The organism is Pedobacter sp. Leaf132 (genome assembly GCF_920984695.1).
In the GTDB taxonomy this organism is placed as follows: Bacteria; Bacteroidota; Bacteroidia; order Sphingobacteriales; family Sphingobacteriaceae; genus Pedobacter.
Window position 1 is genome coordinate 88,693 of sequence record NZ_CAKLBO010000006.1, and the last position, 20,423, is coordinate 109,115.

At 35.0% G+C, this 20,423-nt stretch carries 17 protein-coding genes; 11 read left to right on the forward strand and 6 right to left on the reverse strand.

Features of this window, described 5'->3' with window-relative positions:
* Positions 1–5: 5 nt before the first annotated feature.
* The 4 genes from LUA86_RS12690 to LUA86_RS12705 all read left to right on the forward strand — a co-directional run bounded on the left by LUA86_RS12690 (position 6) and on the right by LUA86_RS12705 (position 3,993).
* Positions 6–1,217 carry an aspartate aminotransferase family protein gene (locus LUA86_RS12690; RefSeq protein WP_231463274.1) on the forward strand — a complete coding sequence of 404 codons (1,212 nt, stop codon included), beginning with the start codon at positions 6–8 and terminating at the stop codon, positions 1,215–1,217.
* Positions 1,218–1,318: 101 nt separating this feature from the next.
* The gene (locus LUA86_RS12695) at positions 1,319–1,996 is read left to right on the forward strand and encodes a response regulator transcription factor (protein WP_231463276.1); all 678 of its coding nucleotides are present in this window, start codon (positions 1,319–1,321) and stop codon (positions 1,994–1,996) included.
* Positions 1,997–2,112: 116 nt separating this feature from the next.
* The gene (locus LUA86_RS12700) at positions 2,113–3,438 is read left to right on the forward strand and encodes a HAMP domain-containing sensor histidine kinase (RefSeq protein ID WP_231463277.1); all 1,326 of its coding nucleotides are present in this window, start codon (positions 2,113–2,115) and stop codon (positions 3,436–3,438) included.
* An 81-nt stretch (positions 3,439–3,519) separates the two neighbouring features.
* Positions 3,520–3,993: a hypothetical protein gene (locus tag LUA86_RS12705; RefSeq protein WP_231463279.1), complete on the forward strand. Its 474-nt coding sequence runs from the start codon at positions 3,520–3,522 to the stop codon at positions 3,991–3,993.
* A gap of 2 nt (positions 3,994–3,995) precedes the next feature.
* On the opposite strand, the gene LUA86_RS12710 is transcribed toward LUA86_RS12705, so the two are convergent.
* Both LUA86_RS12710 and panB read right to left on the reverse strand, forming a co-directional pair.
* On the reverse strand, positions 3,996–4,682 hold the full coding sequence (locus LUA86_RS12710) for an RluA family pseudouridine synthase (protein ID WP_231463281.1): 687 nt from the start codon (positions 4,680–4,682) through the stop codon (positions 3,996–3,998).
* A 56-nt stretch (positions 4,683–4,738) separates the two neighbouring features.
* Positions 4,739–5,554 (reverse strand): 3-methyl-2-oxobutanoate hydroxymethyltransferase, encoded by an 816-nt coding sequence (panB, locus tag LUA86_RS12715; RefSeq protein ID WP_231463282.1) that lies wholly within the window; start codon positions 5,552–5,554, stop codon positions 4,739–4,741.
* 258 nt (positions 5,555–5,812) lie between these two features.
* Here panB and carA point away from each other — a divergent pair, with 258 nt between their 5' ends.
* The 4 genes from carA to LUA86_RS12735 all read left to right on the forward strand — a co-directional run bounded on the left by carA (position 5,813) and on the right by LUA86_RS12735 (position 10,126).
* Positions 5,813–6,925, forward strand: a complete 1,113-nt coding sequence (gene carA / locus LUA86_RS12720; RefSeq protein ID WP_231463284.1) for a glutamine-hydrolyzing carbamoyl-phosphate synthase small subunit — start codon at positions 5,813–5,815, stop codon at positions 6,923–6,925.
* Positions 6,926–7,100: 175 nt separating this feature from the next.
* Complete coding sequence (locus LUA86_RS12725) at positions 7,101–7,865, forward strand: ABC transporter ATP-binding protein (protein WP_231463286.1); 765 nt, start codon at positions 7,101–7,103, stop codon at positions 7,863–7,865.
* 77 nt (positions 7,866–7,942) lie between these two features.
* Positions 7,943–9,064 carry an ABC transporter permease gene (locus tag LUA86_RS12730; protein WP_231463288.1) on the forward strand — a complete coding sequence of 374 codons (1,122 nt, stop codon included), beginning with the start codon at positions 7,943–7,945 and terminating at the stop codon, positions 9,062–9,064.
* Positions 9,065–9,178: 114 nt separating this feature from the next.
* Complete coding sequence (locus LUA86_RS12735; RefSeq protein WP_231463290.1) at positions 9,179–10,126, forward strand: Fic family protein; 948 nt, start codon at positions 9,179–9,181, stop codon at positions 10,124–10,126.
* Positions 10,127–10,142: 16 nt separating this feature from the next.
* Here the strand turns inward: LUA86_RS12735 and LUA86_RS12740 are convergent, their stop codons facing one another.
* The 4 genes from LUA86_RS12740 to kbl form a co-directional block, all read right to left on the reverse strand.
* Complete coding sequence (locus LUA86_RS12740) at positions 10,143–10,718, reverse strand: TetR/AcrR family transcriptional regulator (RefSeq protein ID WP_231463291.1); 576 nt, start codon at positions 10,716–10,718, stop codon at positions 10,143–10,145.
* A 1-nt stretch (position 10,719) separates the two neighbouring features.
* A complete protein-coding gene (locus LUA86_RS12745; RefSeq protein WP_231463293.1) occupies positions 10,720–11,136 on the reverse strand; it encodes a hypothetical protein in 417 nt (138 codons plus the stop codon).
* The gene (gene pheS, locus LUA86_RS12750; protein ID WP_231463295.1) at positions 11,136–12,176 is read right to left on the reverse strand and encodes a phenylalanine--tRNA ligase subunit alpha; all 1,041 of its coding nucleotides are present in this window, start codon (positions 12,174–12,176) and stop codon (positions 11,136–11,138) included. Before pheS ends, LUA86_RS12745 begins: the two co-directional genes overlap by 1 nt.
* 147 nt (positions 12,177–12,323) lie before the next feature.
* Entirely contained in the window at positions 12,324–13,511 is a 1,188-nt protein-coding gene (gene kbl, locus LUA86_RS12755; RefSeq protein WP_231463297.1) for a glycine C-acetyltransferase, read from the reverse strand.
* 251 nt (positions 13,512–13,762) lie between these two features.
* On the opposite strand from kbl, the gene LUA86_RS12760 reads away from it, so the two are divergent.
* The 3 genes from LUA86_RS12760 (at position 13,763) to LUA86_RS12770 (ending at position 20,349) form a co-directional block, all read left to right on the forward strand.
* Positions 13,763–16,210 carry a DUF5686 and carboxypeptidase regulatory-like domain-containing protein gene (locus LUA86_RS12760; RefSeq protein WP_231463299.1) on the forward strand — a complete coding sequence of 816 codons (2,448 nt, stop codon included), beginning with the start codon at positions 13,763–13,765 and terminating at the stop codon, positions 16,208–16,210.
* A 198-nt stretch (positions 16,211–16,408) separates the two neighbouring features.
* Positions 16,409–17,344, forward strand: coding sequence for a rhodanese-related sulfurtransferase (locus LUA86_RS12765; protein WP_231463301.1), 936 nt, complete (start codon positions 16,409–16,411; stop codon positions 17,342–17,344).
* 125 nt (positions 17,345–17,469) lie between these two features.
* Positions 17,470–20,349 carry a triple tyrosine motif-containing protein gene (locus tag LUA86_RS12770; RefSeq protein ID WP_231463303.1) on the forward strand — a complete coding sequence of 960 codons (2,880 nt, stop codon included), beginning with the start codon at positions 17,470–17,472 and terminating at the stop codon, positions 20,347–20,349.
* Positions 20,350–20,423 lie beyond the last annotated feature (74 nt).

The window sequence follows — 20,423 nt, forward strand, 5'->3', positions numbered from 1 at the left end:
GTGCCATGCTTACACAACGCCAGTTGTTTTTACAACATAATGCACAAACCTCTCCAGAACCGTTAATGCTCGAATTTGTAAGGGCGAAAGGTGTTTACATTTACGATTCTGAAGATAAAAAACATTTGGATTTAATTGCCGGAATTGGTGTAAGTAATGTTGGCCATTGTCATCCGGCGGTGGTTAAGGCTATACAAGAACAAGCCGAAACCTATATGCATTTAATGGTTTATGGCGAGTATGTGCAAACGCCTCAGGTTAATTTTGCTAAAGCTTTAGCAGATATTTTACCAGAAAGTTTAAGTTGCACCTATTTTCTAAATTCAGGAACAGAGGCCGTTGAAGGCGCCATGAAATTAGCAAAACGATACACTGGCAGAAAAGGTTTCATTGCTTGTAAAAATGCGTACCACGGCAGTACACACGGTGCTGAAAGTTTGATGGAAAGCGATTTCTACTCATCTGGTTATGGTCCATTTTTACCAAACGTTAGTTTTATAGAGCATAATAAACTTAGCGATTTAGATAAAATTACGGAAGATATTGCCGCAGTTTTTATAGAACCCATTCAAGGTGAAGCCGGAATAAGGGTTGCCGATTTAGCGTACATGCAAGCGCTAAGAGCCAAATGTACGGCAACTAAAACGCTATTAGTTTTTGATGAAATACAATCTGGTTTTGGCAGAAGCGGAAAAATGTTTGCTTTTGAGCATTACAATGTAGTTCCGGATGTTTTGCTTTTAGCAAAAGGCATTGGCGGCGGCATGCCAATTGGGGCTTTTATCAGCTCATTAGAAATTATGTCGGTGCTTTCGCATTCACCAATTTTGGGCCACATGACAACCTTTGGCGGTCATCCGGTTTGTTGTGCAGCAGGCTTAGCCACTTTACGCACTCTGGTCGATAATTGTATTGTTGATGAAGTTGAAGAAAAAGGACAGTTATTCAAAAATTTGCTCATTCATCCGGCTATAAAAGAGATTAGAGGTAAAGGCTTAATGTTGGCTTTAGAGTTTCAAAACTTCGAAATAAACAAAAAAATTATAGATGCCTGTATTTTAGACGGCATTTTATCAGACTGGTTTTTGCATTGCAGTAATTCGATGCGTATTGCTCCGCCGTTAATTATTTCGAAAGAAGAAATTGAGGATGCTTGCCATATTATTTTAAGAAATATTAACTTAGTAGTGAGTGAAAGCGGAAAGCGAAAAGACTAAAGTTGAAAGCGAAAAGCGAAAACTGAAACCCACAACGAAAAACGATCAACGAAAAGCGAGCAGCAAATCTTTATACCTGATACAAAATACTTGATACTAAAATGAACGTACTAATTGTTGAAGATGAGAAAAGCCTGGCGCTTGAAATGAATGAATTTTTAAGCAAAGAAGGCTTTATTATTGAACATGCCTGGAAAAAAGCATCAGCAGAAGAAAAAATTTTTGTAAACAATTACGATTTTATTTTACTGGATTTAGGTTTACCGGATGGAGATGGTTTTGAAGTTTTAAAGCAACTAAAATTATTAAAGGATAGAGATGATGCTGTAATCGTTTTAACGGCCAGAAGTGCTGTAGATGATAGAATTAAAGGTTTGGATGAAGGTGCTGATGATTATTTACCAAAACCTTTTTCGCTAAACGAATTGCTGGCGAGAATGCATGCCATTATTAGAAGAAAGCATAAACTGGAAAAAAACGAGGTGAATATTCATGGCTTTGCCTTTAATATTCAAAACAGAACGGTTTCATTTGGTGAGGAAAGGTTAAATTTAACTAAAAAGGAATTTGAAATATTTAATTATCTGGTGCTAAACAAAAATCGTGTGGTTTCTAGGATGAGTTTAACCGAACATGTTTGGGGCGATATACTGGAAGTAAATTCAGATTCAAACTTTGTTGATGTTCATGTTAAAAATCTTCGTAAAAAATTAGCTGCAGTTAACCCTATTGATTGGTTTGAAACAGTGAGGAGTATTGGTTACAGGATAAATTGTTAGTGGGATTATAGTCATCAATTCTCAAATGTTAAATTTAACATCATCCATCATCCATTTTCCATCCTCCATTTTCCATCATCCATCATCCATTTAACACCTTACATCTCTTGTCGTAAATGAAGTTACAAGTCAAGTTTTCTCTGTATAATGCCATTACTAAAATTGCAATTATTTTAGTTTTAGGTGCTATTATATTGTTTTCGCTTGATAGAATTGCATACAACCAGCTTGATAATCGTTTATTAAAGAAAAAAGCGAGAATTATTGAACACCTAAGTAACAGGGAAATTGATAGTTTATTGAGTAACCAGGAAAGTTTTACCGATTATAACATCCTCAAAGAAGAGTTTATTATTTTAACAGATATTGATGATAAGCAAATTGACACGCCAACAAATATTATTACAGAAAAACGTGAAATTGAAGGCGATATTGAGTTTTACAGAATTTTGAATTACAAGTTTCAGTATCGTAAAAACTGGTATAAACTGGAGCTTGGCGAAAGTATGACCGCCCTTGAAGGCATTAAAAATTACATCCGTTTTTATATGCTTATCGTTTTAGTAATTTCTCTTTTGATAACCCTAATTACCGATTTTGCCTTCACAAACTTCCTGCTGAAACCTTTTTATTTAATTATTGATAAAAAAATAAATAAGGTTAACGACCCAACATTGTATAACTACGAAAATATACCTACAAATACAGATGATTTTAAAATATTAGATAATAGTGTTAACACATTAATGAAACGCATTAATACACTTTTTTTATTAGAAAAACAGTTTATTGCAAATGTATCTCACGAACTCCTAACTCCTATTTCAGTATTGAGTACACGTTTTGAAAATATGCTTAATACACCCCAAATTCCCGTTGAGCATGAAAATAAAATCTTTGCATCTTTAAAAACGCTTAATCGTTTAAAAGTTATCATCAACAGTTTGCTGCTTATCTCCAAAGTTGAAAATAACCAATATTTAAAAACTGAAGAGATAAGTTTGAAGGAAGAGCTTAATGATATTTATGAAGATCTTGATGATAGAATTGCCGATAAGGCTTTAATTTACGACCAAAACATTAATAACGATTTAAAATTTACTGGAAATAGGGCGCTAATTCACACATTGCTCATCAACATCATTAACAACGCAATAAAATACAATAAGCAAGGTGGAAAAATTGATATTTGGGGAGATTTTGATAACGAAAGTTACACAATTAAAATTAGCGATAATGGTATTGGTATGAGTAAAGAATTGTTGGAAGATGTTTTTGATAGATTTAAACGAGGCAATAGTGATGAAAACGGATTTGGCTTAGGCCTGGCTATCGTTCATAGTATTGCCAGATTTCACAAAATAGAAATCGAAATACTTTCAGAAATCGAAAAGGGAACTTCCGTTAAATTAATTTTCCCTAAAAACAACACGAATTCCTAAACGATGCACTGCATAAATATTATTCTGTTTATTGCATTTAATAATTAATTTAGAGCCAACAAATCCCTAACATCTACATCCATGAAAAAATTATTTTCTATAAGTATAGCACTTTCATTGTTTTTATTTTCTTGTAAAAGCGATAGCAAAAAATATACAACCGTTGATTCGAGTATAATGAGCGATAAAACAGATAATTACAGAAGTCCGGATGAATGCTTTACCTATGATAAAAATGGCGACAATGTTTCCCTTTTAATATATGGAACGGGTAACAATAAAGTTTTAGGCAAACTGAATTACAGCTTATCTGGTAAAGATAAAAACAGCGGACAATTTTATGGTCGCACGGTTGGAGACACAATTATAGTCGATTACAAGTTTCAATCAGAAGGTGTTTGGTCAATCAGGCAAGTTGCATGGATTAGGCAAGGCGATAAACTTTTGGAAGGCTTTGGAGAAACTTACCAGGATAATGACATAGTAAAATTTAAAAACTACAGGAAATTAAACTATGGCACTTCTATTGTTTTAGAAAAAACAATTTGTAAATAAGTCTATAAACTTTCGAATCTTTCCCAAAATCCATCTACAGGCAATTTGGCAAAAATATTTACAGGTTCTTTTTTAACGGGATGAAGAAACTGAAGTCTACGAGCATGTAAGCAGATACTTCCTTTTCTACTTCCACGTGGATAACCGTATTTATTATCGCCAACAATTGGGCATCCCATTGATGAAAGCTGAACCCTGATTTGGTGCGAACGGCCTGTTAATGGGTCTACCTCAATTAAGAAATAATCGCCAACTTGTGCTATTAAGCGATAAGATAACTCGGCACGCTGGCTTCCGGTTACTTCTGTTTTATAATAAGTAACCACATTTTTCTGCGGATTTTTAACCAGCCAATGCACTAAAGTTCCGGATGGATTTTCAGGCTTATTCTTTACAACTGCCCAGTATGTTTTTTTTACCTCCCGGTTTTTAAAAACGGCATTCATCCTTTCTAAAGCTTTGCTTGTTTTAGCAAAGAGAATAACACCACTAACGGGCCGATCTAAACGATGCACAACACCTAAAAAAGCGCCATTGGGTTTATTATATTTTTGGGCGATGTATTTTTTTACTTGCTCATCAAGCGGCTCATCGCCTGTTTCATCAACCTGCACAATATCTCCTGCCCTCTTGTTAATTGCAATCAGGTGGTTGTCTTCAAAAAGTATGTCTTTATCGGTTATTGGCACAGCGTGTTTAACTGTTTAAAATTATTAATTGTTTAATTGCTTCAGTAAGTTCAGACTTAGTATTGCTCCTTTTCGTTTGGAAAATCGTTGGCTTTAACATCACGAATGTAAGATTGAGCAGCACCTAAAATATCATCATACAAATTAATGTACTGACGTAAGAAACGCGGTTTAAATCCTTTAGTTAAACCAATCATGTCATTTACAACCAAAACCTGTCCATCGCATCCACTTCCTGCGCCAATGCCAATGGTTGGTATCTGTAAGCTTTCAGAAACCTCTTTTCCTAAAACAGCAGGTATTTTTTCTAAAACAATGGCAAAACAGCCTGCAGCTTGTAGAGCTAAAACATCGCTTTTTAGTTTATTTGCTTCTTCTTCTTCTTTTGCTCTTACAGTGTAAGTTCCGAACTTATAAATAGATTGTGGTGTTAAACCTAAATGACCCATAACCGGAATACCGGCGGTAATAATTCTTTGAACAGATTCGATAATTTCTTCGCCACCTTCTAACTTAACGCCATGCGCACCAGATTCTTTCATAATTCTGATTGCTGAATTTAAAGCCTCTTTAGAATTTCCCTGGTAAGAACCAAAAGGTAAATCGACAACTACAAAAGCACGTTTAACCGCTCTGATTACTGATGCAGCGTGATAAATCATTTGGTCTAAAGTAATTGGCAAGGTAGTTTCATGGCCTGCCATTACATTCGAAGCAGAATCTCCAACCAGCAAAACATCCAGGCCGGCATCATCTAAAATGGTAGCCATAGAATAATCGTAAGCGGTTAGCATCGATATTTTTTCACCACGTTGTTTCATCTCTTGTAAAATGTGCGTGGTTATGCGTTTAATTTCTTTATGTACCGACATGAGTTTGGTTTTGTAGAGCCAAAAGTATAAAGTTAAATTATAAATTATGCAGTTTACTTCGTCATAATATTTAATCATTAGGGATGTTACAAAAAACTGAATAAAAATTTAAACTTTTACAGCATAAAACCCTATCTTCGTACCCCGAAATGGAAGGGATTTATTCATCTTTTTTTGCACCCAGCAAAAACGGCTTTAATGCCGAAAGCCATCCTTTTTTATACTCTTTTTTAAATCAAAATTCTTATTGTATTAACCATGACTAACTACACCAAGTTACCTGCAATTTTATTACTAGCCGATGGCACGGTTTTTTACGGCAAAGCAGCCGGAAAAATCGGAACCACAACCGGTGAGATTTGTTTTAATACGGGTATGACAGGTTACCAGGAAATTTTTACTGACCCAAGTTACTTCGGCCAGATTATGGTTACCACCAATTCTCACATCGGGAATTATGGTATCCAAAAGGAAGAGATTGAATCTGATTCGATAAAAATTGCTGGTTTAGTTTGTAAAAATTACAACATAGTTTACAGCCGTAAACAAGCAACAGAATCTATTCAGGATTATTTCCAAAATGATAATTTAGTTGCCATTTCTGATATTGATACTCGTGCTTTGGTACGTCATATTAGAGATAAAGGTGCAATGAATGCAATTATCTCTTCAGAAATTACAGATCTGGATGAATTAAAGCAGAAACTTGCCGAAGTGCCATCAATGGAAGGTTTAGAGCTTTCATCTAAAGTAAGTACAACCGAGCCCTATTTTTATGGCAATCCTGAAGCAAGTTTAAAAGTTGCGGCTTTAGATCTTGGTATTAAGAAAAATATTCTACGCAGTTTTGAAAACAGAGACATTTATGTTAAGGTTTTCCCGGCAAAAACACCATTTACTGAAATGGAGAAATTTAATCCAGATGGCTATTTCATTTCTAACGGCCCGGGCGATCCATCGGTAATGCCTTATGCTGTAGAAACCATAAAAGAAATTTTAGCTGTTGATAAACCATTGTTTGGCATTTGTTTAGGTCACCAGTTATTGGCAGAGGCAAATGGCATTGGCACAATGAAAATGTTTAACGGTCACCGTGGTTTAAATCACCCGGTAAAAAATATTATTAAAAACCATTGCGAAGTTACTTCTCAAAACCATGGTTTTGGTGTAGTTCCTGATGAGGTTAGAAACTCTGATAAGGTAGAAATTACCCACGTAAATTTAAACGATAAATCTATCGAAGGCATCCGTGTTAAAGGTAAAAAAGCATTCTCAGTACAATACCACCCAGAATCGTCACCTGGCCCACACGATTCTCGTTACCTTTTTGATGATTTTGTTGAGGTAATGAAAGGCGAATTAGTTTGGTAACATCCAACTAAAATCAATTTAATTTAATCTGCGAATCTACGGCTTTATTAAAAGCTAAAGGTTCGCAGATTTTGTTTACGGTAATCTCACCTGCTTAAAACATCATTTTACCGATATTTTAGTTTATTGTAACTAAATTCATTTTCTATTCATTCAAAGCTTCTTACATTAGTATATGCAAACCAACCAAGCCATTATCCGTGTTAAAAACCTGGTAAAAAAATACGATGATTTTATTGCCGTACAAGATTTAAGCTTTGATGTTTATGAAAATGAAATCTTTGGCCTTTTAGGTCCGAACGGGGCCGGCAAAACAACCACGCTAGAAATCATCGAAACTTTAAGAGATAAAACCTCGGGCGAAATAATTGTTGATGGTTTTTCTGTAGATACGCATGCGCAAGATATTAAGCAAATTATAGGCGTTCAATTACAAGCGGCAGGTTACTATCCAAACTTAAATTTAATCGAGCTGATAGAACTTTTTGCAGGTTTATACGGCGCTGATATTAAGCCAATGGAAATGTTGGAGAAGGTTAATCTTCAGGATAAGGCAAAAGCAAAATACAAAGCGCTTTCTGGGGGGCAAAAACAGCGTTTTTCTATCACAACAACTTTAATTAATCAACCTAAAATTATCTTTTTAGATGAACCTACAACCGGTTTAGATCCTCAGGCAAGGCGTAATCTTTGGGATTTGATTACTGAGATTAGAGCAAATGGAACCACAGTAGTAATAACCACTCATTATATGGATGAGGCTGAACAACTTTGTGATAGGGTGGCTTTTGTAGAACGCGGTCAAATTATAGCACTTGATACACCAGATAATTTAATCGATAATTTGGTTAACAGCGGTTTCGAAAGAAAAAAAGAAGTTAAAAAAGCCAATCTGGAAGATGTTTTCATCAACCTAACAGGCAAAGAGTGGAGAGAATAACCTCCCGATCCCTAAAGGGGATGTACAGACATCAAAAAAAACTTCATTAACTTGATACAGATATTAAATAGATTTATATGCATAATAATATAAACAATAAAAATTCAAGCTCACCATCAGGGGTTGCGGGTTACAGCAATACAACTGCTACCTTAGCTTTGGCGAAAGCCAGTTTCCGCTCCATAATGAGAAGTCCTTCGGCAGTGGTTTTTACACTAGCATTTCCATTAATATTTATTTTAGTATTTGGATTTTTAGGAGGTGGCGGCACCAGACTGGATGTTGGTATAACTCCCGGTTCTGACGTAAATAATCCGGTTATCTACTCTATGGAAAAAACCGGAATGATTCGCTTGGTAAAAGATAAATCGAAAGCTGAATTTGATAAATTATTAGAAAAGGGAAATGTTGATGCAATGATTGATGTACACAGAAAAGTTAATTCTGCAGCATATTCGGTTAATGTGGTATACACCTCGGCATCAATGGATAAAGGAAATATATTAAAATCTGTTTTTAACAACTTGTTTTACGATCAAAAATTAAAACCATCAGTTGCTGAAATTAAAGAAAGCACCATACACGGTAGAGAATATAAAACAATAGATTTCATTTTACCCGGACAATTGGGCTTTTCTTTATTAAGTACTGGTGTATTTGGAACAGCCTTCGTTTTTTTAAGTTTGCGGCAAACATTGGTTATTAAACGGTTTTTTGCTACGCCGGTAAAACGCTCCAGTATTGTAATTGGCGAAGGTATTGCCAGAATTGGTTTCGCATTAATAGGCGCATTATTTATAATATTGTTGGGTCACTTCTTTTTCGGCTTCACGCTAGTACATGGGGCGCTCACCGTACTTAATATGATTATACTGGCAACCCTTGGTGTAATTGTTTTTATGGGCTTTGGCTTCATTATTTCGGGGGTTGCCAAAAATGAAAGTATGGTTCCGCCAATATCAAATATTGTAACTTTGCCACAGTTTTTATTATCAGGCACATTTTTCTCTATAGAAGCATTCCCAAGCTGGCTACAACCCATTAGCAGAGCTTTACCACTCACCTATTTAAACGATGCTATGCGTAAAGTTGCATTTGAAGGCGCAGGTTTGTGGGATGTTAAATTCCAGATAATGATATTGCTGATTTGGGGAATTGGTATATACGCAGTTGCGGTAAAAGTTTTTAAGTGGGAATAGTATTCTCATCAACATACAAAGAGAGAAAATTAAAAGTTTTCTCTCTTTTTTTTGAATGTAAAATTATCGGATAGATTATATTTCACTATTATCCGATTTTTTTTACCTTTGATTATGTGGAAGTTTGATATAACAGATTTGGAGGAGCTGGCGCCTCAGATAGAAAGGCTCTATAAAAAGAAAGCAGAGCTTGATGATTCACGCCCTATCCCACCGAGTGCTTTAAATCGGATACGTGAAGATTTAACTTTAGAATGGACATATAACTCTAATAGTATAGAAGGCAATACTTTAACGCTTCAGGAAACACAAATGATTTTAAAAGAAGGGATAACCGTTAAAGGAAAATCTCTGCGTGAACATTTTGAAGCCTATAATCACGAAAAAGCTATCGATTATTTATATCAATTAATAAATAAAAACTACACATTAAGAAGCATAGATATATTATCGCTACATGGTTTAGTACTCAGAAGTATTGAAGATGATTATGCAGGCCGGATTAGAAATGGTGGTGTTAGAATAGTAGGCGCAAATTTTACGCCTCCAAATGCCAGGAAAGTTCCTGATTTTATCGATGAATTGGTTTCGTTTGTGAATGAAAATCCTTTAGCTTTAAACGATGTGGTTCTTTCTACAATATTCCATCATAAGTTTGTTTGGATTCATCCTTTTTTCGATGGCAATGGTCGAACGGTTAGGCTTGCCATGAATTTACTTCTCATGAGGAATGGTTTTCCTCCTGCAATAATTTTAAAAAACGACAGAAAAAAATACTATGAAGCTTTAAATCAGGCAAATAATGGTAAATATTATAAGCTTTGCTTGTTAATGATTCAGGCTTTGGAGCGCTCATTAAATATTTATTTAAACGCCTTACCAAATAGTAGCTACGGCGAATTTGATCTCATATCAAACATCGTAAGCGAACCTGATATTCCCTATGGGCAAGAATATGTTAGTTTGCTAGCACGCCAAGGTAAAATAGATGCCTACAAAGAAGGAAGAGATTGGCTAACCACTAAAGAGGCAGTTAAGGAATACATAAACAGAAAACGGTAATCTATCCGTTTTCTGTTTACAATGCTGCCTTAACTAAAAATGGCAAAATTTCTTTTTGAAAACTCACAAAATTTTTGCGGACGTCAGAATCACTTACTGAGGTAAAAGCGAAAGAAAATACAATGCTTTTGCTTGCCTTTAATAAAAAAGCTAGTCCTTCTCTCCTTGCTGGGTTATTCTTAAAGTTATCCAATTTTAGATAGGCAGCTAACAATAGTGCTTCCAATTGATCGGAAAGATGTTTTAAGAACTCTTGCGAATTTGCATTTTCACGAACGAAATCCCAGCCAATAAATTCGTTACAGGCCGTAAATGATAGTCGGCTGGTTCTCATTACCAAAGCTTTTAAATGTTCCTCTTCCGAAGCATAACTCACTTTATTCTGTAAAATCTCATGCAAGTTTTGGTCAAGATAATCCATTACAATACTATCTAGAACTTGCTCTTTACTTTCAAAATACTTGTAAATGGTAGCTTTAGCTATTCGTGCTTTTTTAGCAATCTCGTTTACACTCGTTTTATGATATCCGTATTTTCTAAAAAGCTCTTTTGCTGCTTTCTTTACGGTTTCTTTAATTTTTTCGGCTTCCATTCTAATTAGTTACGTGTAAATTAGCACCAGAGATGGCTACTGTATATTGTTTTAAAGCCCTAACAGCAGGAGCTTTTACCGGACTACCATCTTCAAGCAAAAATTTTGCACCAGAACATGGGTCGGTTACGGTTAAAGATGGATCATCCAAAGTAACGGCACATTTCTGCTCTGGGTTCACGGTACTGCAACGATCAAAAGCAACATAGCCATTATCAGTTCGGCGATAAAGTACTAAACCTGCTACGCCGTAACCATTTAGTATAACGGCACCTCCCGGACTGCTTAACCTACTTAATCTTGGATCGGCTAATGGCAAACTGAAATTTAGAGATACTTCCGGAATATAAGTTACACCTTTTCCGCAACCCGTAAGTAATACGAATGCAAGTAAGATGCTATATAAAAATCTATTCATTAAATTAAAGCAGATTTATATTGCTTTAAGAAGCGAGCATCATTCTCAGAAAACAACCTTAAATCTTTAATTACATATTTTAAGTTTGCAATACGCTCAATCCCCATTCCAAAGGCAAAACCGCTGTATTTCTTTGAATCTATACCACAATTTTCCAATACATTTGGGTCTACCATTCCGCAACCTAAAATTTCTACCCAACCGCTGTATTTACAAAGCTGGCAGCCGTCACCTTTACAAATGGTACAAGAAATATCCATTTCTGCAGATGGTTCAGTAAAAGGAAAATATGACGGACGGAAACGTACTTTAGTCCCTTCGCCGTATAACTCCTGTACGAAATAAAATAATGTTTGTTTCAAATCTGCGAATGATACATTTTCATCAACATACAAACCTTCTATTTGATGAAAGAAACAATGTGCACGGGCTGAAATAGCTTCGTTACGGTAAACACGACCAGGCATAATTGCCCTAAACGGCGGCTGACCTTGTTCCATCATTCTTACTTGCACAGATGAGGTATGTGTACGCAAAGCGATATCACCTTTTTCGCCTCCTTTTTTAATGAAGAAAGTATCTTGCATATCTCTTGCCGGATGCTCTTCCGGAAAATTCAAGGCAGAAAAATTATGCCAGTCATCTTCAATCTCAGGACCTTCAGCAACTGTAAAACCAAGTTTTGCAAAAATTTCTACAATCTCTCTTCTTACCAATGCTAATGGATGGCGAGAACCTATTTCAAAACCCTCACCTGGTAAAGTTAAATCTTGCTCGTTTACAGCAGCATGTACCTGAGAAGCTTCAGTAGAATCTTTTAAGCTTTGATATTTAGATTCTGCAAGTTGTTTAAACTCATTTAAAACCTTACCTAAAGTTCTTTTCTCTTCGGTAGAAACGGTTTTAAATTCTTCAAAAATATCTTTTATAATTCCTTTACTACCTAAATATTTAATTCGGAATTGCTCTAATTCATCTGCTTTTTCAGTTACGAAAGCATTAATTTCTGCTGAGTATTGTGTTATTTTGTCCTGTAACATGGCTTCAAATATACGCCAAAATATCTTTATATCTTATAGCTAACGAGTTCAAAAATTCTCCTTAAAGCTATTAATTACAAGAAAATGAACCCGAAACGACAAAAGCCACATCGCTGTGGCTTTCAATTTATATAATAAACTTAATAATTAAATCACACCTAATTCTTTACCAACTTTAGTAAAGGCTGCAATCGCTTTATCTAAATGGTGTTGCTCATGCCCCGCAGAGAGTTGAACACGAATACGAGCTTTACCTTGTGGTACAACAGGATAGAAAAATCCAATAACGTAAATACCTTCTTCTAACATTTTCGCAGCAAAGTTTTGTGCAATCTTTGCATCGTACAACATTACTGGTACAATTGGGTGGAAACCTGGCTTAATATCAAAACCGGCTTCAGTCATTTTTTCGCGAAAATATTTCGTATTGCTTTCTAATTTATCTCTTAGCGCTGTGGTTTCGCTCAACATATCCAAAACCGCAATTGATGCACCAGCAATAGCCGGAGCCAAAGTGTTTGAAAATAAGTATGGGCGAGAACGTTGACGAAGCATATCAATAATTTCTTTTTTACCAGAAGTAAATCCGCCAGATGCGCCACCTAAAGCTTTACCTAAAGTTCCGGTGATGATATCAATTCTATCCATCACATTAAAATGCTCATGAGTTCCTCTACCATTTTTACCGATAAAACCAGTACAGTGCGATTCATCAATCATGATTAATGCCTCATATTTATCGGCCAAATCTGCAATTTTATCAAGCGGAGCAACTGAGCCATCCATAGAAAAAGCACCATCAGTTACAATGATTCTATGTCTGCAATCTTTTGCTGCAATTAACTGCTGCTCCAAATCTTCCAAATCTGCATTTTTATAGCGGAAGCGTTGCGCCTTACATAAACGCACACCATCAATAATCGATGCGTGGTTTAATTCGTCAGATATAATCGCATCTTCTGCATTAAACAAAGGTTCGAAAACACCACCATTTGCATCAAATGCTGCTGCGTATAAAATTGTATCTTCCGTACCTAAGAATTTAGAAATTTTGGCTTCAAGTTCTTTATGAACATCTTGTGTACCGCAAATAAAACGAACTGAAGACATGCCATAACCGTGGTCATCTATGGCTTTTTTAGCTGCTTCAATTACTTTTGGGTGAGATGAAAGGCCTAAATAATTGTTAGCGCAGAAATTTATAACTTCTGCCCCGCCGCTTACTTTAATATCAGCGCCTTGTGGCGTTACTATGATGCGTTCGCGTTTAAATAATCCAGCGTTTTCTATCTCTTCTAGCTCTTTCTGAAGAACTGGTTGTAGTGTTTTATACATGGTTTTTTACCGGTTGATTTTGCCTTCAAAGTTATAAAAAAAAAGCGCTCAGACTTAAAATAAGCTATATTATACTATTATTTCAAAAACAAACGTTTGATGTTTCTGTTGAATAACATTTTATGAGTGGTCATCTTATAAAATGACCCTTAGAAAAATTAATTTATAATCAACTTAACAAACTTTAACACCTCAATTTGTGTATAGTGTTAAAACTTATTCGATATTTATAGCCTAACTAGTATAATTTTATGTTCAAACTGTGCGCACTCACTGCATTTTTATTTCTAACACAAACCGTAACTGCACAACAATTTACAGTTTCGGGAACAATAAAAGATGTTGATGGCCAACCTATACCCTTTGCATCAGTTTATATAAAAAACACAACTAAAGGCACATCGGCAAATGTTGATGGAATTTATGAGTTAAAATTAGCGAAAGCACAGCACACCTTGACCTTTAGAGCCATTGGTTTTAAACAACAAGAACAAATTTTAAATGTTACCAGTAATTCTATCTTAAATATAACACTAAGTTCAGAGAATTACACCTTAAATAATGTTACCATCAGGGCTAATGCCGAAGATCCGGCTTACGCAATTATGCGTAAAGCTATTGCAGAGCGCAAAAAACATTTAAATGAGGTTAGCGCTTTTACAAGTGATGTTTACATAAAAGGCGTTCAACGCTTAAAAGGTGCACCCAAAAAGTTTTTTGGGCAGGATATTAGAAAAGTGATGGAACTTGATACTAATCGTCAAGGTATAATCTATCTGTCAGAATCTCAAAGTAAGTTTAGTTTCCGCAGGCCAAATGATGTTCATGAAGAAATGATCTCATCAAAAGTTGCCGGTAGGAATAATGCCTTCAGCTTTAATAAAGCATCCGATTTAATTATAAACTTTTACGACAATTATTTACTCGAAAATAAACTAAGCTCTAGGGGTTTTGTTTCGCCAATTGCGGATAATGCAATGTTTTATTATCAATACAAATACTTAGGTGAAACCAAAGAAAACGGCGAAACAATTAATAAAATTGAAGTAATACCACGAAGACCGAACGACCCGGTTTTTAGGGGAATTATTTATATTATAGATGGTAGCTGGCGAGTTTACAATACCGATTTATATTTGACTAAAAAAGCCGGAATCAATTTCATTGATACATTAAACATTAACCAACAATTTACAAAAGTGAAAGATGTTTATATGCCTACAAGCATTAATTTTCAGTTTAATGGTAATGTTTTGGGGTTTAAATTTGCAGGTTATTATGTTGGCATTTATAGTAATTATGACATAGCGCCTGTGTTCCCGAAAAATTTCTTTAGTGGAGAAATTTTGAAAGTAACGGAAATGGTGAACAAAAAGGATTCCCTATATTGGAATAATAATCGTCCAATTCCATTAACACCTGATGAAAAAGTTAATTATGTAGTTAAGGATAGCATCGCAAAGCGAAAAGAATCTAAAGTGTACCTCGATTCCCTTGAAAAAGACAATAATAAGTTTAGCTTAGGAAAACTGATTTTGAACGGTTACAGCATTAATGATCGTTTCCACAAGGAGTATTATTCTTTCGACCCGATATTAAAATCAGTTTTTTACAACACGGTAGAAGGCTTCGCCATAAAATATGGTGTTACCTACAGAAAGAATTTTGAAAACCGCCGGACATATAGTATCAGACCAGAATTACGATATGGCTTCGCCAATAAAAAATTAACAGGGAGTTTATCAGGAAATTACTTTTACGACCCAATTAAAAGAGCAAGCATAGGTGCATCTTTCGGTAACGGTATCTTCGATTTGAATAATCTAGGCTCCATGTCGCAACTTGGTAATACCATAAACTCGTTGCTTTACGAAAAGAATTTCCCTAAACTTTATGAAAAAAGTTTTGTAAATATTAATACCACCAGGGAGTTGGCTAGTGGTTTGCAAGGCTCGTTAAGTTTGGATTACGCAAGAAACCATACGCTTACAAATAATTCGACTTTTAAATTTTTCGACAATAAGAATTTAGAATTTACCTCGAATAACCCGTTTACGCCATTAACCGAAACACCACTATTTCCAACCTATACATCAGTTAGCGGAACAGCAAGTGTTACGTACACCTTCGACCAAAAATACATAACCCGTCCGGATGGTAAATTTTACACCGAATCTAAGTTTCCAAGGGTTACATTGCTTTATAAAAAAGGCTTTAAAGGGTTATTAAATAGCGATATTGATTACGATTTTATAAAAGCAGAAGTTTATCAGGATAGAATAAGCTTAGGTTTATGGGGTTACACGTCATTTTTGGTTGGTGCCGGTAAATTTGTGAATAATAGTATGATGTATTATCCAGATTTCAAACATTTCTCCGGTAACATCTCAACCATTTTCCCTCCGAATTTAAGGAAGTTCCAGTATTTAGATTTTTACCAGTTTAGCACTAATCAGCAATATTTTGAGGCACACCTGGAGCATAATTTCGCAGGCTTTTTCATCAATAAAGTTCCGCTATTGCGCAAGGCCAAATTAGAAGAATTTATAGGCGGAGGTTATCTTTCATCACCAGAAAAAAGAAATTATAAAGAATTTTATTTTGGTTTACAACGATTAGTTTTGCGGGCTAGTTATGGCTTTGCATACGATGGAGGCAAAAAATTAACGCAAGGATTTAGAATTGCTTACGGTTTTTAGTGGTTTTAAGTTATAGGTTTTACGTTGTAAGTCCTAGGTCTAAAAACTTATAACGTAGAATATAAAACTTATAACTCAATACGTTATAAGTAGTACACACAAAAACTTATAACTTATAACTTAGAACGTAAAACTTACAATGCAAATTATTATCTTTGCCCCGCTTTAAACGCCGTTTGCAACGGTATCAACAGCGTTATGAAAAAATATCAAACACTACTTTACTATTGCTATAGTTACATAGCAGATGCAGAACAATTTGCTGCCGATCACCTTAAATTTTGTAAATCTTTAAATTTAGTCGGACGAATTATTGTAGCCGACGAAGGTTTAAATGGCACCGTTTCCGGAACGCCGGAAGCTTGTGAAGCTTACATGAAAGCGATTCACGCTGATGAACGCTTCGCAAAAACAGAATTCAAAATTGATGAAGTTGAAGAACTTTCTTTTTTAAAAATGCATTGCCGTTACAAATCAGAGATTGTTCATTCGGGCTTACGCGATACATCCATCATAAATCCAAACGAAAAAACAGGTAAACATTTGGAGCCTGTTGATTTTATGAAAATGAAGGATGATGAGGATGTTGTGATTTTAGATGTTCGCTCTAATTACGAGCATAATCTTGGCAAGTTTAAAAATGCTATAACGCTTGATATTGAAAATTTTCGCGATTTTCCGGAGCAGATTAATCAACTTGCAAAGTATAAGGACAAGAAAATTTTAACTTACTGCACCGGCGGCATAAAATGCGAAAAAGCATCTGCTTTACTTTTACATCATGGTTTTGAAGATGTTTATCAGCTTCATGGTGGCATTATAAAATATGGCAAAGAAGCTGGCGGTAAAGATTTTGAAGGTAAATGTTATGTTTTTGATAATCGCATTGCGGTTGATGTTAATAATGTAAACCCAACTGTGGTTTCTGTTTGCTATAATTGCGGTAAAACAACACCAAAAATGATTAACTGCGCAAACCCGGAATGTAATGAGCACATTACGCAGTGCGATGATTGTGGTAACGAACTGCAAGGCTGTTGCTCTAAGGCGTGTACCACTAATCCACGTAAACGTCCGTACGACGGTACCGGATACTATGTAAAAGTTCCTCAACCCGTTTATAAAAACGCTTAGTTAATTTGCCTACATCACGAAGTATAAGATTTTAATTTTTTGATTGCAATTTGATATAGATTTGATTACCAATCAATTTCTTATATATTTTTGTTTCTTTGTGTATTATGCTTTACCGTCTTTAAATGCAAAAATTCTTCCGTTGTTTACTAATCGTTCTCTTATCAGCTTTAAGCCTTAAAGCAGCTGACATAAAAAGCATTGGTGTGCCCTACATTCAGAATTTTTCGAAGGCAACATACGCATCAGGCAATCAGAATTGGAGCATATCAAAAGATAAAAACGGAGTAATGTATTTCGGTAATACCGAAGGCTTACTTAATTACGACGGAAAGTATTGGGAGCAATACAGAATGCCAAATGGGCAAATTGTAAGGTCGGTTGCAGCAGATGGCAATGGAAGAATTTACACAGGCTGTTTCGGTGATTTTGGTTATTGGTCGTACCAGAAAAATAAACTCATCTACACTTCCTTAACACATCTTATACCAAAGGCAGAAAAATTGAGTGATGAAATCTGGAAAATTCACATTTTTGGCAAAAAAGTAGTTTTTCAATCATTTAAAGCAATATATTCTTTAGAAAATGGCAAAATCAGTGTTCTAAAAAACAAGGGTAATTTTTTGTTTTCCTACAAAATTGGTGAACGCTTTTTTGTAGAGGATAAGGGTTTATATGAGCTGAAAAATGGGAAACTAGAGTTTATTGCGGGCAGTGATTTAATTTGCAAAACCGGTGTACTTTCTATTTTACCATTTAAAGGCAATTCACTGTTAATTGGCACAGGTAAAAATGGCCTGTTTATTTACGATGGAAAATCTTTTTCAGCCTTTAATACCCTTGCAAATTCATTTTTATCGGCCTTCCAATTAAATAATGGTGTTAAAATTTTAGGTAAATACTATGCTTACGGTACAATTTTAAACGGAATTATCATTATTGACGAAAATGGTAACATCATTCAAAGAATAAATAAATCAAGCGGCTTACAAAATAATACCGTTTTAAGTTTATATGTTGATAACGAACAGAACCTTTGGGCTGGTTTAGATAATGGAATAGACCGGATAGAATTAAATTCGCCTCTCTATTTCTACCTGGATAAAACTGGTATTTTTGGCACCGTTTACTCTAGCGTAATTTTTAATAATAAAATTTACTTAGGAACAAATCAAGGTTTGTTTTACAGTGATTGGCGTAATGGAGAGCAGTTTTCGAATTTAAATTTTAAATTAATACCGAACTCCCAAGGCCAGGTTTGGGAATTAACTGTTATAGACAACCAATTATTGTGCGGCCACAACAATGGAACATTTAACGTTGTTGGCGATAAAATAGAAACCTTAACAAATTACAGCGGTGGCTGGACAATAAAGAAGCTTAACAGCAATCCAAACTTATTAATTCAAGGTACATACACTGGGCTTTTGCTTTTCAATAAAAATACAGCCGGCAAATGGCAATTTTATAAGAAAATCGCAAATTTCAATATTCCTTCCAGATATGTAGAGCAAGACCATAAAGGCGAAATATGGGTTAGCCATGCTTATAAAGGCTTGTATAAATTAAAATTAAGTGCAGATTACAGCGCCGTAATATCTAATAAATATTATGATGAAAAAAGTGGATTGCCTACCAATTATAACCTGAATTTATTTAATCTAGAAAATCAGATTGTTTTTGCAAGTGATAAAGGATTCTATACTTACGATAATATTAGCGACAAATTTTCTAAGTATAATGTTTTGAATAAGGCACTTGGTTCATTTGCAGCATCAAACAAAATTATTAACGCAGGCGCCAAAAAATATTGGTTTATAAACCATGGTAAAACGGCTTTGGCTAATTTTAGCGAGGCTGGTAAAATCTCCATCGACTCGAATAGATTTAGTGTATTAGATGGCAGAATGGTGCAGTATTATGAAAATATTAGCAAAATAAGTGAGTCTATTTATTTAATAAGTGTTGATGATGGCTTCGTTTTTTACAATGCAAATCAAAAAATTGATTTGGCGAACGCCAAAATTCTGCAAAAGGTTTTGATTAGAAGAATTGAAGATATTACAGATAAATATGCCATTATAAGTGAAAATGGCAATGATGGAAATGCTATAGAAATCAAAAATAGCAGGAACAATGTTCGGATTTCGTTCTCGCTTCCATATTTCAGAGCCGCCAAAATTAAGTTTCAGTATTATCTAGAGGGATACTCTAAAGACTGGTCTGATTGGAGCAGCGCTACTCAAAAAGATTTCACCAATTTAAGTAGTGGCACATACACTTTCAAAGTAAGGGCTAAAATTGATGATTCTTTAGTTAGTGATACTACAACTTTCGAATTTACAGTGCTACGCCCCTGGTATTTGAGTAATTTAGCCATTTTCTTTTACTTCGTGATTTTTGTTTCGGCATTAATAATGGGAAAAAAGATTTACGAAACCAAGCTTAAAAAGGATAGTCAGAAAATTACGGATAAGCTACAAGCCGAGCAGGAAGAAGTTTTAAAACTTGAAGCTGAAGCCAATGAAAGGCAAATTCATAAACTTCAAACAGAGAAACTGCAAGCCGAACTTGCCTCTAAAAATCGTGAATTAGCCAATTCGGCAATGACATTGGTTTATAAAAATGAGCTTCTTCAAAAATTAAGCGATGAACTTCTAAAACTTAAAGACGAAAACGGGAAGAAACTTGGCGACGACCAACTACGCAAAATTCAGAAGGTAATAAACGATGGAATGACCGATGAGCGGGACTGGCATCTATTCGAAAATAGCTTTAACGAAGCACACGAAAGTTTCTTTAAAAAGTTAAAAGCACAACATCCTGATTTGGTACCAAACGATTTAAAATTGTGTGCTTATTTACGTATGAATATGAGCAGTAAAGAAATGTCTTCACTTTTGAATATTACACTAAGAGGTATAGAAATCAGAAGGTATAGATTACGTAAAAAATTGAACGTTCCACACGATAAAAATCTTACTGAATTTTTAATGGAGCTTTAGTAATGAAATTTTTGCGTGTAACATGCTCTTATTGCTTCATATTAAAGCATTAAAGATGTGACTAATTCACTACA

Bases quoted from the DNA above. Each gene is read 5' to 3' on its own strand.
- LUA86_RS12690 (WP_231463274.1), top strand. From the start codon at position 6: ATGCTTACACAACGCCAGTTGTTTTTACAACATAATGCACAAACCTCT.
- LUA86_RS12695 (WP_231463276.1), top strand. From the start codon at position 1,319: ATGAACGTACTAATTGTTGAAGATGAGAAAAGCCTGGCGCTTGAAATG.
- LUA86_RS12700 (WP_231463277.1), top strand. From the start codon at position 2,113: ATGAAGTTACAAGTCAAGTTTTCTCTGTATAATGCCATTACTAAAATT.
- LUA86_RS12705 (WP_231463279.1), top strand. From the start codon at position 3,520: ATGAAAAAATTATTTTCTATAAGTATAGCACTTTCATTGTTTTTATTT.
- panB (WP_231463282.1), bottom strand. From the start codon at position 5,554: ATGTCGGTACATAAAGAAATTAAACGCATAACCACGCACATTTTACAA.
- carA (WP_231463284.1), top strand. From the start codon at position 5,813: ATGACTAACTACACCAAGTTACCTGCAATTTTATTACTAGCCGATGGC.
- LUA86_RS12725 (WP_231463286.1), top strand. From the start codon at position 7,101: ATGCAAACCAACCAAGCCATTATCCGTGTTAAAAACCTGGTAAAAAAA.
- LUA86_RS12730 (WP_231463288.1), top strand. From the start codon at position 7,943: ATGCATAATAATATAAACAATAAAAATTCAAGCTCACCATCAGGGGTT.
- LUA86_RS12735 (WP_231463290.1), top strand. From the start codon at position 9,179: ATGTGGAAGTTTGATATAACAGATTTGGAGGAGCTGGCGCCTCAGATA.
- LUA86_RS12740 (WP_231463291.1), bottom strand. From the start codon at position 10,718: ATGGAAGCCGAAAAAATTAAAGAAACCGTAAAGAAAGCAGCAAAAGAG.
- LUA86_RS12745 (WP_231463293.1), bottom strand. From the start codon at position 11,136: ATGAATAGATTTTTATATAGCATCTTACTTGCATTCGTATTACTTACG.
- pheS (WP_231463295.1), bottom strand. From the start codon at position 12,176: ATGTTACAGGACAAAATAACACAATACTCAGCAGAAATTAATGCTTTC.
- kbl (WP_231463297.1), bottom strand. From the start codon at position 13,511: ATGTATAAAACACTACAACCAGTTCTTCAGAAAGAGCTAGAAGAGATA.
- LUA86_RS12760 (WP_231463299.1), top strand. From the start codon at position 13,763: ATGTTCAAACTGTGCGCACTCACTGCATTTTTATTTCTAACACAAACC.
- LUA86_RS12765 (WP_231463301.1), top strand. From the start codon at position 16,409: ATGAAAAAATATCAAACACTACTTTACTATTGCTATAGTTACATAGCA.
- LUA86_RS12770 (WP_231463303.1), top strand. From the start codon at position 17,470: ATGCAAAAATTCTTCCGTTGTTTACTAATCGTTCTCTTATCAGCTTTA.